Raw genomic sequence first — 13221 nt, 5'->3', positions numbered from 1 at the left:
GACACCTCGTGATTGCGCCGTTTGGGGCGCGGAAGGCCGGGCGCCTTGAGGGAGCCCGGGTTGCATGGAGCCCGTGAGAGACCACGGATCACGGATGTGACGGGCTCACTCCTTGTCCAACTTGCCCACCAGGGACAGCGTGAAGGCCGCGCCCATGTACTTGAAGTGCGGGCGCACCTGGAGGTTGCAGCGGTACCAGCCCGGCTGTCCCTCCACATCCTCCACCGACACGCGCGCGGCGCGCAGCGGGCGGCGCGAGCGCACCGCGGGCGCCGGGTCGTCCATGTCGGCGATGTACTGGCTCATCCACTGGTTGAGCTCGCGTTCCAGATCCGAGCGCTCCTTCCAGCTGCCGATCTGCTCGCGCTGGAGCACTTTCACGTAGTGTGCCAGACGCGTCATGATGAACATGTAGGGCAGCTGCGTGCCGAGCCGGTAGTTGGTCTCCGCGGCCTTGCCCTCGGGCGTGCTGCCGAAGAACCGGGGCTTCTGCGCCGAATTGGCCGAGAAGAAGGCCGCGTTGTCCGCGTCCTTGCGGAATACCAGCCCGATAAAGCCCTCCTCGCTCAGCTCGTATTCGCGCCGCTCGGTGAGCAGCACCTCGGTGGGGACCTTGGTCTGGATCTCTCCCATGGCCTCGTACTGGTGCAACGGCATCATCTCCACCGCGCCACCGGACTGGGGCCCCACGATGTTCGGGCTCCAGCGGTAGCGGGCGAACGAGTCCGCCACCCGCGTGGCGAATGCCGTGGAGGCATGACCCCACAGGTAGCGATCGTGATGGCCGATGACGTCCTCGGTGAAGTTGAAGGCCTTCACGGGAATCGTCTTCTCGCCGTAGGGCAGGCGCAGCAGGAAGCGCGGCATGCACAAGCCCACATAGCGCGCATCCTCGCTCTCGCGGAACGAGTGCCACCGGGCGTACTGGGGCCCCTCGAACTGGGACTTGAGATCCTTGAGGTTGGGCAGGTTGAGGAAGCTCTGCTCCCCGAACATCTCCGGACTGGCATTGGCGATGAACGGCGCATGCGCCATGGCCGCCACGGAGGCGCACTTGCGCAGCAGGTCGATGTCCTGGGGTCCCGGACCGAAGTCGTAGTTGCCCAACAACAGGCCGTAGGGCTTTCCACCGAACACGCCATACTCGTTGGAGTAGGCAATCCGATACAGCCCGGACTTCACCACCTCGGGCGAGTCCTCGAAGTCCTTGAGCAGGTCCTCCTTGGAGGCGTTGAGCATCTCCACGCGGATGTTCTCGCGGAAGTCCACCCGGTCCACGAGGAACTTCAGCGAGCGCCACGAGGACTCCAGCGACTGGACCTCGGGGTGATGCATGATCTCATTGACCTGGGCGGACAGGCGCCGGTCGATCTCCGAGATCATCGCGTCCACCAGGGCCTTGTCCACCCGCTCCTGGGAGCGCTGGGGCGACAGCATCTCGGAGATGAAGGCCTCCACGCCCCGACGGGCGATGTCGTAGCCCTCGTCCTTGGGCTTGATCTTCGCCTCGGAGAGGATCTCGTCGAGCAGGGAGGGAGACGCGATGGCCGCTGCGGGGATCGCGGACTTCTGGGAAATGATCTCGGTGCTCATGGTTCTCGATCTCGCGGCTGGGGCTACTTGGTCGGGTCAGCGTTACCGTCGTCGGTCTTCAGGCCCAGTTCGTCGATGAGGCGCTTGCGGCCCTCGTCGTCGGCGAGCATCGCCTGGAGCTTCTTGCGGAAGGCCGGGACGTTGCCCAGGGGTCCCTTGAGGGCGGTGAGGGCGCTGCGCAGCTCGAGCAGTTTGCGCAGCTCCGGCACCTGATTGACGATGCTCTCGGGAGCGAAGTCCGTCAGGGTCTTGAACTGCAAATCCATTGAGAGACTGGCGCCCTGCTCATTGGACAGCTTGTCCGCGACGGAGACGCTCACCTTGAGATCCTGCTGCGCCATGACCTCGTTGAAGTTCGTCTTGTCCACGTTGATGGGGGCGCGCTCCTCCAGCGGACGATCGTCCTGCCTGCCGGTGAAGTCACCCATCATCAGCATCTTCATGGGGAGCTCGACCTGCTCCATCATGTTTCCCGTGGCGGGCTTGTAGACGATGTTGACGCGCTCGGCAGGGGCGACGGAACTCTCTTTGCTCATCTGAGGTTATCTCCTTGCGTGATGGGTGCTGCGTGGGCTCGTCGCCAGGTAGAACGCATCCAAGAAGGCTGCCGTGATGTCAGGGTTGTACTCGCAAGGCGGCAGCGGGATCGAGCTGGACGAGGCGACGATAACGGATCCAAAAATCTACTACCAGTGCGTTTGGTGAATCTTTTTCCGCGCGACCGCAAGTCAGGAAACCCTCGAGACATGCGGCGGCGAGCGCGGGTTCCCATGTATCCAGGGCGTGCGCCGTGCACTCCGCATCGAGCGACTCGTAGAGGGCCCGGGCGATGGAGAGATGTCCCGACTGGACGCACACGCGCGCGAGCCGCAGCCTCGCCACGAATCGTCCGCGTGCGGTCGTGGCGGTGGCCACGTGGCCTTGGATCTGCTCGAGGGTTTCGGACTCACACTCCGAGGATGAGCTCGAAACAGACGCCTCGAACTCGCGCGGGAGTGGAGGCACCGTGATGCGCCGTGGCTCCGGAGCGGGCTTCACGAGCACTTCGCGGTCGAGCCACTCCTTCGTGGCGGGGTCTGTCAGGCGGGTGCCATCCGAGGCGATGAGGTCCATCACCGCGGGCATGCGTTTGAGCAGACTGCTTAATTCCAATAGCAATGTCTCTCTCGCGGCGGAATGGGTGGCGCCGAGAGAGGACAACGCATTGAAACTGAAACGCTGGAGATCCAGGGAAAACCGATACTGAACCTGGGCTGATTCGGCTTCATCCAGTAACTCCGCCCAACGGGAATGAGCCGTCAATGCCTCCAGCTTCGTGCGCAGCGTCGCGGGAAGTGGTGGAAGGGATGTCCTTCCGTTGGAGCTGTTGGGGGGAGGCTGGGAGATGTGCAGCCACAGCCCCGTGCGCAGCAGGCGATAGGCGACAGGGTCGGCCGGGTTGGCATGGCGCAAGACTCCGGCGGCGCTCACCAGGGACGCGCCGATATTGCGCAGGAAGTCCGTGGCGGCCTCCGCGCGGGGCAGCTCCGCCGCGGGAAGGGAAGGCAACTGGGCGGCGAGGAGCGTCGTGATGGGAGGGGACGGGGGGGCGGCGCTTGGGGCGGGCGCATGCTCCACCGGTACGAGGGGCTCGGGAGGCGAGGAGGACGGGGGGGGCGGCGGCGCTGGCGGAGCAGTGTTTGGTAGTTGACCGCTGGGAAGGCTCGCGCGCAGTCGCTCGATGCTCGTGAGGAGGGGTCCGAGGGCGGGCCCCTGGGTGGCGAGACGCGCGCGGCTCACCTCCGCGAGCCGTGTCATGGCGGAGGACAGCGCCTCCACCAGCTCAAGCGAGGTACCACCGGCCTGGGAGGAGAGCGCCCAGCCCATGCGCTCGACGAACCAGGACAGCGCAAGCCCTCGGGCGCGCAGGCGCGTGGCTTCCGGAAAAATATCCGGCCAGTAGCGTTCGGTCAGCTCCGCCAGCAGGGTGGCCCCGGTGATGGCGCCGGGCAGCCCCTCGGTCGCATACAACCCGTAGGCGAAGTAGGACGCCAGCCACAGATCCTTGGAGGTGTCGCGCAGCAGCTCCCCGGCCCTCCGGACGACCTCGTCCCAGCGCACGGCATCACCCGTGGGGGACTCGAGCTTGGCGACCTCGGCGGAGATGGCCTCGTAGGCGGGATGGTGTTTGGAGGCTGCTCCGCAGGGCGCCTCGGCGGAGATGGGCTCCAGCCAGGTGCGGGCACGTTCCCGAAGGGCTTCAATGGGAGGCGTCATGATGGACGTCCTCGGGTCGTGAGGGCGCTCAGGAGCTGTTCGAGCGTGCTGGTGGAGGAGTCGATGACCCGCCGCTGGGCGGGAGACAATGCCTGGCGCGCATGGGCCATGGCGGCGGGCCGTTCGGTACGCAGCGGCCAGAGGTGGTTGCCCGTGCGCGCGGGTTGCGCCAGATGGAGCAGGAGACTGGGTGGCGCCGCGCCCAGGCACAGCAGCAGTCGCGAGGGCTCCCTCTCGGACCAGAAAAAAGAGGGTGGCAGGAGAGACCAGCCCAGAAGCCGTGTGGCGAGCTCCAACCACGCCACGGGGCCCAGGTGTACGGGGAAGGGGCAGTCCAGCATCACGCTCGCCAGGCTCTGCTCGCGGTGACGCTCTCCCTCACAGGCGGTGAGGAAGGTGTGCAGCGCATAGTATCGGCCCTCCATGGCGCGCTCCGCGCCGATGTGCTGGAGCAGGTCCGCACAGTGCTGCTCGGACAGCAAGGCCTGGCGCAGCCGCTCGGCCAGGCGGAAGTCTCCAGGCCGCACGGAGGTCAATCGTGCCGCGCGCTCGGTCAATTGAGGCACATCGAGCGTGGACACCTCGTCCAGAAGGGCAGCGCTGGCCCGGAGGAAGGGTTGGAAGCTCTCCGGCAGGAGCGCGTAGCGGTCGGCCACCGCCGAGGCGGGCATCTCCTGGAAGATCGTCAACGGAAAGGAGCGTCCCACGCTGTCCATGCTCGGCGCGAGGACGCCCACCAACACCGAGCTCTCACCTGGCGCGGTGAAGACGAAGCTCGCACAGGACGTAGGCAGCGCACTCCGGGCCCCATGAATCCGGAGGGTGCCTTCCTCCAGCCATCGCAGCAGGTACCTCGACAGGGATGAGGACGCGTTATGCCGGATGAACTCCGCGTGGCGCGGAGTCTTGCCCAGCACACCGATGTGCGGCGACTGCATCATCGATACGCCCCGTCCGTGCTCAAGACCGCCTCTTTTTCACAGCCCGTGCCCTTGCTCGCGAGCCAGCGAGGGGGAAACAGCCCGGGATCCCGGAAGAGCTGCAGCAGCCGGTTGGCACTGTTGCCCGTCAGACTGAAGAACGGATTGGTGGTGCGCTCGGGACGGAAGTCGACGGACACGAGGGCTCCATTCATGTCCTCGATCTCCCAGGTGGCGGTGAAGAATCGCCCATCCGCGCTGAGTTCGACCTGTTTTACACGCTCCAGCATCCGGAACAGGCCCCACTCGCCGGGCTCGTCGATGTCCGCGGTGGCGCCAAACGCGCTCTCTACATGGATGTGTGCCCCCATCTTGCCGGCGAGCCCGGGCCAGACCATGGGCTTCCAGATATTGTCCGGTCCGTTACGGTAGATCTCGTCGGTGCCATCGATCGTCAGTCCGATGGACGAGATTTCCGAAGGAGTGGCGTCTGGTGACGTGCCCGCGTGGATGCGGACCTGGAACCGGACAACGGGTTCCGCAGTGTCTCCGGGGAAGAGGATATTCGCCAACCCGCTTGTCTTCTCCAGGTAGGTCAGCAACTCACCCCGGTAGCGGCTGCTCGCACTGGTATTGGCGAAGCTCCACTTGCGGCCCGAGGAGAGCACCTCCGTGCCCAGCTTCTGCTGCATGAACTTGCGCAAGGTGCCATCCACGGGATGGATGTATCTCGAGATCTCGCCCAGGGGCGCATCCAGCATCGACGAACGAACGAACGGATAACGATTGTCCATGAGCTGGGCGAGGGGCTTGACGATGGTCTCGCACCATTCCTCGCTCACACGCTTGGCCTGATCGTCGAAGAGGGTGCTCGCCAGATTCTGGAAGGGGGGCAGCAGCAGTTGCTCGAAGATGGGCCCATCGCTCTCGCTGTTCTTGATGAGCATCGCCACCGCGCTCTGCGATGCCTTGATCCTGGCCTGGAAGTCCTCGGTGGCCGAGGCGGAATTTTCCTTCATGCGAAGCAGGGCGAGTTGCACCTCGATGAGCCGGTCCTGGTAGTAGTCCACGGCCGTCTGCATCTCTTCGTCGGTTACGGCCATCTTCACATTGCCGAACCGGATGAACGCGGCGAAGTCCTTCTCCAATTCATGAGGTCCGTACACGCGCGCGCCCGTGGTGGAGTTCTCAGCGATGAGCGTGGGGCCTTTCTTGATAGGACCCGTCGGAGAGACAAGCTCATCGTAGGCCTTCTTCACCACGTTCTTGTTCGCGCCCTTGTCCTTGGAGGACGACTCCAGCTGCACGTTATAGGCAAGCGCTTGGAACAACCTGCCGAAGGCGGGGGGCTTTCCGCGTGTCAGACTCTCCAGGAGGGACTCCATCTGATCCACGCTGGTGGGCGGACGGACGACGATGGACATCAGGAACTCTCTCCACACCTGGATGTACTGCTGGTAGTAGCGAGAGCTCAGTCGCCGACGATACTCCTCCTCGTCCTCCTGGGCATCCTTGTCCAGGACCCAGGCTTCCCGATCCTTGAAGGCATTCTCCAGGCGCGCACGCACGACCTGCTCCCAAGCGGGTTTCGTGAACGCACCGGGAATTCTCTTGGTGGCGTGCATGGCCGGGACGGCACCGATCATCTCACCCAGGGTCAAGTCCGGGTACTCGCGCCCCACTTCGGCGACGATTCGCTCCATTTCCAGGCTGTCGATGGGAATGTCATTGAGGGCACGGCGGGTCTGCGCGACCAGCAGCGGATTGCGGCCAAAGGAGAGGTTCTCCGGATCCGCCGCCAGCATCTGGATGTACGTGCGCGCATGGCGCGTGATGGCTTGCCGGAGGCCGACCTCGCCTCCCGAGCCATTCAGATGGGTCCAATGTTGGACCATCTGGGAGACCAACCACTCCTGGTGGACCTCGTCCAGGGCGGGCTCGCGTGGCGCATGTGGCCAGGTGATGAGCAGGTACATCTTCAGCGACTCGAAGTGGCGCGCGTAGTCCTCGCTTTGGGGCTTCCAGTTCGGAGAGTTCTGGTTCCTCTTGAACAACGCGAAGTTCTGCGTGAACAACTCGAGGTTCTGCTCGATGCGCTCGTACTGCTTGCCAAGCAACACCCGGCGCAAGGCCGAGTTGTAGAACAACTGTGCCATCGGGAAGAGCTTGTCTCCCTGGTACAGCCCGAAGCTCAACGACAGGGGTCTGCCCGTGGTCTTGTGCCCGGTGAGTTCCTGCAGGTGCCACTGAAGGGGGGACAAATCCTTGATGCGCGTGAGATCATTGCGGTCATCGAGTTGCACGGACGTGATGGCCTTGGTCACGTCGCGAATCAGCCGTCGGTTCTGGACGAAGGAGACAAGGGGGAGGAGGAGCAGGAGGGCTGCCGCCGTGAAGTAGGTGGCCGCGACGACCCGTTGACGCCGACGGTAGCGCTGCTCCTCCATGGAACTGCGAACGGCCATCTCCTGGTCCTGGAACATCACCTTGGTGAAGATGTCCCACAGGAAGTAACTGCGGCCATCCGCACTGGGCTCGGGTGGTCGTGCTTCCCCAAAGAGTTGGGAGGAGGCGCCGGACAGCCGCTCCGTGGGTTTCTGCTCCTGGGTTCCGCTGGTGAAATACAGCCCACGCATCACCGGCGTGTCCTGGTAGACGTTGTCCAGGAAGAGCGGCTGGACGAACTCGGCCAGATTCTTGCGCAGCGAGTCGAAGCGCTGGGAAAACTGGTAGATGAGTTCACGCGCTTCCAAGCGCCGTTCCTGACCCAGGCGCTTGAGGGTGCGCTGCTCCAGCACCGTCACCAACTCATCGAAGCGCTCGAGCATCAGATCCGTGGATGCCTCCGCCTGGGAGCCCATGGGCACGGTGAAGCCCCAGATCTGCCCTCGTTCGGAGCGGGTCAGATCCGAGTACATCTCCGTGAAGCCCGGGATGAGATCGCACTTGGTGAGCATCAGGTAGACGGGCACCAACGTGCGCAGGCGCGACGTGATTTCATCCAGGCGCTCGCGGATGTTCTGGCCCAGTTCTCCGGCGGCTTGGGGATCCACCCCCATCAGTTCACTGACGCTCACCGCCACGATGAGCCCGTTGATGGGCCGCTTGGGACGGTACTTCGAGAGAGTGTCGAGAAAGGCGAACCACTCGGGCCTGTCCTCCTCGCCACTCGTGTAGCGGCCCGCGGTGTCAAGCAGGACCGCTTCGTTGGTGAGCCACCAATCACAATTGCGTGTGCCACCCACACCCCGGAGGCCGCCTCCCTTGGAGGAGAGATAGGGAAACTTCAGTCCCGAGTTGCGCAGCGCGGTGCTCTTGCCCGCCCCGGACGGTCCCACGATGAGGTACCAGGGCAGGATGGCCAGCGCATCCTTGCGGCCTCGTGACAGCTTCGAGGTCTTGAGCGCCTCCACGGCCTTGGCGAACTCGGCCTGCATGGCCTTGATTTCCGGTTGCAGATCTGGGCGCACCGTTTTGAGCTGCTCGTCGGCCTGGGCCTCGAGTGCGCCCTCGAGCTTCCGGGCCGCCCTGCGCGCCCGCACCTTGCCCACGAGCCATTTCACGCTCGCGAACAGCAGGAGCACGCCCAGGGTGACGAGCCCCGTCAGGATGGGGGGCGTTCCCAGCTGGGTGATGGCACCCCACGCCAGTCCGGCCAGCGCCGTGACCACGATGGCCCAGAGCATCATCGCGGCCCTCCCGCGTCGTTGACGATCTTGCTCGTGGCCAGGTGGTACTTGATCTCGTTCGTGGCGGCTTCCATGGTGCTGTCGAGGCCGAACGTCAAGCCGCCATAGACGAGCAGCGCGAGCACCAGTGCCCCCAACGAGATGACCATGGGTGACAGCTTGTTCTTGCCCGCGAGAATCGATTCGGTGGGGCGTTCCGCGTGGGGCGACAGGAGCTCGAAGTCGAAGGGCTTCGCCCGCTCGAGATCCTTCTGGATCGAATCGATGAGCGTCACCAACTCCAACTCCCCGCCACGGATGCGGTAGCGGCCCTGGAAACCGAAGAGCATGCACAGGTAGTAGACCTGCAACACCTCGGCACGGTGGGGATCCTTCCGGATGCCCTGCACGCGATGGAAGAAGCCGTCACCCGCCACGTTCTCGTTGAAGTACTGCAACTGCAGCAGGTTCGTCATCCAGAAGGACCGGTACGGCTCGGGTCGGCTGAGCACGACTTCGTCGAGCAGGGCGACCAGGGCGTAACCCATGTCCTGGGCATCCTGGTGGCTGAAGCCGAGCACGGCCGCGCGTCGCAACATCTCGTCCACGACACCGCGCAACCGGTGGTGCAGGACTTCGGGGGGGGGGACCGTGGCGGCATCCGAGTTGCGGATCCGGATCGCCGCGTCGAAGCAGTCCTTGGTGGCTTCGGTGACTCGTTGCATGGCGTCCGTCCTCAGCGAGAGGCAGTGGGGACGGCGAGCAACTCCACCGTCGTCTGGGAAGCGTCGAACGGATGGGGCAGATAGAGCGCGAGCGTGCGATCCCTCATCGCGTTCCTCCAATAGCCGTCCGTGATGAACAGCGAGAAGTAGAGGCTCCCGGGTTGGATGGGAACCTCGGGAGGCGGGCGGTAGTTGACCTGGATGGGAACGCCGGGCGAGGCGGCCTGCACCAGATTCTGGATGTCTCCCCAACTGGCCAGCTTCGCGAGCTTGGGAAGCTGCTCGGCGACCACCCGCTCTGGCAACTCGCTGCGCACGGCGAGGAAGAACTGGCCGCAGCGCTCGAGCCGATCATCCTCCAGCTTGCCGCGGTAGAGCCGATCGTCTCCGGGTTGCATCCGCACCGAGAGGCACTGCTCGATGGCGACGGAGCGCAGCAGCGACTGCAGGCGGCGGAAGAGCTCCTCGAAGGTCGTGCGCAGCTGGATGAGTTGGAAGGGCGGCAGCGTGGTGGGATCCGCGTCCGCCACGAATGTACACAGCTGCCCCGCGCACTGGCTGAGCGCCAGGTAGAGCGCGTGTGGCCTCATGCTGCCCGAGTCGATGGCATGCTGGAGCAGGGGAATGACGCCGTTGAGCGCGTTGAGCTCCAGGAAGAGCGTCACGTCCGAGGCGGTGAACTCGAGGGAGGACGCGTCCCGATGCCGACGCCGCGAGGCGAGTTGTCGTTGCTTGGCGACGATGAGCCGCAGCAGGTCGCGCAGCTCGGACATGATGAAGGGGGACGCGTCGATGCGCAGGGCCGGCGGGATGTAGTTCTCGACGAGCGTCAGGCTGCCGGAGCGATCACGCGACAACTCGGCGATCTTGATGGCGTCGTAGTCCTCGCGGGGCTCGGATCCGAAGAGCAGTCGCACATTTCGTTGCGCGAAGGCCACTGGGACGATCGACGTGGCCGAGGTGAGATCGTTGACGGGCCGATTGGTCGGAGTGAAGCGGGGATTGCCCCCCACGCGCTCACTTCCTCCATAGCTCTCCACGCCACTTCGCTCGCGGGGCACGCCCAGGTAGACATCCAGCACGTGCTGGGCGGGAGGAAAGAAGCCCTCGGTGGGCCGGGCTGGAGGCGCCTCGGGATCTCCGCTCTGGAAGGTGAGGGGCAATCCGTCGGGAAGAACACCGCTGAAGTGGCGCAGCTGCACCCGGCCCGCGCGGAGCGCCTCCATGTCCAGGTCCAGCGAAACAACACCCCAGGAATAGGGCTCCAAGGCCGCCAGCCGCAGGTCCAGCAGGTTCTCGTGATACAGGTCGAGTTGTTGCATGTGGTGGGGACTCATGAACATCCCCTCCGACCAGACGACGCGCTGAGCGTTCTTCATGTACTCCCCTCGGAGAAGGACAGGGCCTCAATGGTGGACGGCATGAGCGAGACCCGCGGCTGCGCGAGATCGATCTGATAGCCTTGCAACCGGTAGCGCAGTTGGACGTCACCGGGCCTGGGGTTGTCCTGCGCTCCCGTGGTCCGCTCGATACAGAAGAGCGTGGGCACGGGAGCGAGCGCCGTGACGGTCCGCCAGGAATCGCCGAGTGGCTGGCGGAAGAGCCCCATGGCCAGCACGAAATGCGCCTTGGGATCCCGCTGAATCCAGCGTTGGACCTTCTGCCCGGGAGAGACCGTGAACTCGGCCAACTGGAGCAGATCCTCGCCCAGGAACTCCTTGGGGTGGTTCCAGAGATCGTGAAAGCCCGCCCGCTCCAACTTCGAGCTGTCCTTGAGCTGGAAGATCTGCACCACCGTGGGCATGGAGCGGCCACGCTTATCTGGATTCACCTGCTCGGAAATATCCAAGGAGACTTGAAAGGGCGGTGGGGTCTCACAGACGGCGGGACCCACGCGTCTGGTGCACGAGGCGCCCGCGGTGCTCAGCAACAGAAGCCCGAGCACGAGCTCGCGACCACCGCGGCCAGCGACGCACGCCGCGGAACATGTGTTCGGCAGTGCCTTCACGAATCCTCTTCTCACGTGCGGTGATTCCCCCCCACTGGTTCTACGGACGGCCTAAAACCTGCCAGAGTGTCATGAAGGTCGCAAGTCCACGGTGGGGGGGAACGGGAGCTGGGTCCAATCAAGAGCCTTCCAACGTCGGTGCTTGACGCTGTTAGAGTCCCACCTCATCGCATTTCAGCTCCACCTCGGGAGTGGGGGATCTCCATGGGACGAAGGGTGCTCTGGCCTGGCGCATTGGTGTTGTCGCTGTTGCTGCGAGGAGGGGCCGCCTTCGCGCAACAGACCCCGTTCAAGTCCTTCGAGCTGGAGCGCTTGGACTTCAATCCCGGCGCGGAGGGGTCCCTGGTGGTGGGCATGGGGGAATTGCTCGAGGCGCATCAGTACCGCCTTTCCGCCGTGGGGCACTATTCGCACCAACCGCTGGTCTTTTTCGAGCGGGGCGCGCCCACGGCGGCGGTGCGCGGACGGAGCACCCTGCACGTCTCCGCCGCCTATGCGCCGCTCAACTGGTTGCAGGTCGGACTTCAATTGCCGGTGGTGATGTTGCAGCTGCCAGGGCCCGCCCTTCCGAATCCGGATGCTCCGAAATCCCTGGTGCTGGGAACACCCACGGTCGGGGTTCGTCTCGGATTGTTCACCCAGGATGACCAGGGCGGATTCGACGTGGCGGTGGAGGGCGACCTGGGACTGAACGTGGGCAGTGAAGCCGCGTATGCGCGGGACGCGGGACTCCGGTTCATGCCGAGATTGATGGTGGGCCGGCACCTCGGGGCCCTTCGGGTGGCGTTGGACGCGGGGTTGCTGATTCGTCCGGGCGGGCGGATCACCGAGTTGGCGGCGGAGGCCAGGGACGAGTTGGGCAACGAAGTGCGCATTGGTGGGGCCGTGGCCTCCACGGGTCGCCGGACACGATGGGAGTTCAACGTCCGGGGCATGGTGCCCCTGTCGGCGCAGCCTTTCTCGATGGAGGTGCTGCCGGGAGTGCGCTACCTCGTGAATCCCTCGGTGGAAGTCTTCACGCTGGCGGGGGTGGGGATCGGCAAGGCGCCGGGAACGCCGCTGTTCCGGCTGCTCGCGGGCGGCTCCTTCGGAGACGTGACGCCACGCCGTGGACCGAAAGAGGGCTCCGTCCGGTGCGACCTGTCCCTGCCCCTGCCTCCGGAGGAGTGCCCCAACAATGACAACGATGGCGATGGGGTGCGAAACATCGATGACAAGTGTCCGTTGAAATGGGGAGACCGGTTGGGTTGCCCGCGCAGCGACAGGGACAACGATGGCCTCGACGATGAACTGGATGCGTGTCCCTCCCAGCCGGGCCCGGTCTCGCATCATGGCTGCCCCGTGAGAGACCAGGATGGCGACAAAGTCGAGGACGATGAGGACTCCTGTCCGACGCGGCCTGGCCCCGTGGAAAATGGGGGTTGTCCGGTGCTGGATCGGGACAACGACAAGATTCCCAACGATGAAGACATGTGCCCGGACGAGCCCGGTCCGCCCGAGCGGCAGGGCTGTCCAGAGGAGGACTCGGACAAGGACGGTGTGCCCAATCGGGAGGATTCCTGTGTCAACGAGCCAGGGGGGGCGAGCAATTTCGGTTGCCCCACCCACGAGTTGCCACTGGTGAGCATCAAGGTCGACAAGCTCGAGCTCAGCAACAAGGTCTCCTTCGAGAAGTCGCAGGTCCGCATCAAGCAGGGCTCGTACCTGGTGCTGGATTGGGTGGCGAAGGTGTTGCGCGAGCACCCGGAGATTCCGAGGGTGAAGGTGGGCGCGCACACCGACGATCAAGGCCTCGCGGAGCAGAACCGGTTGTTGTCGCGGCAGCGCGCGGAAGCCGTCCGGCGCTACCTCATCGACAAGGGCGTTGCCGCCGAGCGGCTCGAGGCACAGGGCTATGGACCCGATGTGCCTGTCGACACCAATCTCACCGCCAACGGCCGCGAGAACAACCGGCGGGTGGAGTTCATCATCCTCCGTGATGGACGGACGGGAGAACAAGTGCCCAGGCCGTAGGAACCGAGGACGCGGGGGACCGGTTTTCGGGTCCGGTC

At 64.8% G+C, this 13221-nt stretch carries 9 protein-coding genes; 1 reads left to right on the top strand and 8 read right to left on the bottom strand.

From position 1 onward, the window contains the following. Positions 1–105 precede the first annotated feature (105 nt). From tssC to tssJ, 8 genes are all read right to left on the bottom strand, one after another. On the bottom strand, positions 106–1593 hold the full coding sequence (gene tssC / locus MEBOL_RS01120; protein WP_095975684.1) for a type VI secretion system contractile sheath large subunit: 1488 nt from the start codon (positions 1591–1593) through the stop codon (positions 106–108). 23 nt (positions 1594–1616) lie between these two features. Continuing rightward, positions 1617–2129: a type VI secretion system contractile sheath small subunit gene (tssB, locus tag MEBOL_RS01115; protein WP_095975683.1), complete on the bottom strand. Its 513-nt coding sequence runs from the start codon at positions 2127–2129 to the stop codon at positions 1617–1619. A 79-nt stretch (positions 2130–2208) separates the two neighbouring features. Next, positions 2209–3849: a type VI secretion system protein TssA gene (gene tssA / locus MEBOL_RS01110; RefSeq protein WP_095975682.1), complete on the bottom strand. Its 1641-nt coding sequence runs from the start codon at positions 3847–3849 to the stop codon at positions 2209–2211. Continuing rightward, complete coding sequence (gene tagF, locus MEBOL_RS01105) at positions 3846–4790, bottom strand: type VI secretion system-associated protein TagF (RefSeq protein WP_245919344.1); 945 nt, start codon at positions 4788–4790, stop codon at positions 3846–3848. Before tagF ends, tssA begins: the two co-directional genes overlap by 4 nt. After that, the gene (tssM, locus tag MEBOL_RS01100; protein WP_245919342.1) at positions 4787–8458 is read right to left on the bottom strand and encodes a type VI secretion system membrane subunit TssM; all 3672 of its coding nucleotides are present in this window, start codon (positions 8456–8458) and stop codon (positions 4787–4789) included. The genes tagF and tssM overlap by 4 nt, the downstream gene beginning before the upstream one ends. Further along, positions 8455–9162, bottom strand: coding sequence for a DotU family type IV/VI secretion system protein (locus MEBOL_RS01095; RefSeq protein WP_095975680.1), 708 nt, complete (start codon positions 9160–9162; stop codon positions 8455–8457). The genes tssM and MEBOL_RS01095 overlap by 4 nt, the downstream gene beginning before the upstream one ends. An 11-nt stretch (positions 9163–9173) precedes the next feature. Next, positions 9174–10541 carry a type VI secretion system baseplate subunit TssK gene (tssK, locus tag MEBOL_RS01090; RefSeq protein ID WP_095975679.1) on the bottom strand — a complete coding sequence of 456 codons (1368 nt, stop codon included), beginning with the start codon at positions 10539–10541 and terminating at the stop codon, positions 9174–9176. Further along, positions 10538–11107 carry a type VI secretion system lipoprotein TssJ gene (gene tssJ / locus MEBOL_RS01085; protein ID WP_095982492.1) on the bottom strand — a complete coding sequence of 190 codons (570 nt, stop codon included), beginning with the start codon at positions 11105–11107 and terminating at the stop codon, positions 10538–10540. Before tssJ ends, tssK begins: the two co-directional genes overlap by 4 nt. A gap of 267 nt (positions 11108–11374) precedes the next feature. Between tssJ and MEBOL_RS01080 the strand changes: the two genes are divergently transcribed. Next, entirely contained in the window at positions 11375–13183 is a 1809-nt protein-coding gene (locus MEBOL_RS01080) for an OmpA family protein (protein WP_095975678.1), read from the top strand. Positions 13184–13221: the final 38 nt, after the last annotated feature.

The organism is Melittangium boletus DSM 14713 (assembly GCF_002305855.1).
Taxonomy (GTDB): domain Bacteria; phylum Myxococcota; class Myxococcia; order Myxococcales; family Myxococcaceae; genus Cystobacter; species Cystobacter boletus.
The sequence above is the reverse complement of the archived record's forward strand: the minus strand, read 5'-3'. Positions and strand labels throughout refer to the sequence as shown.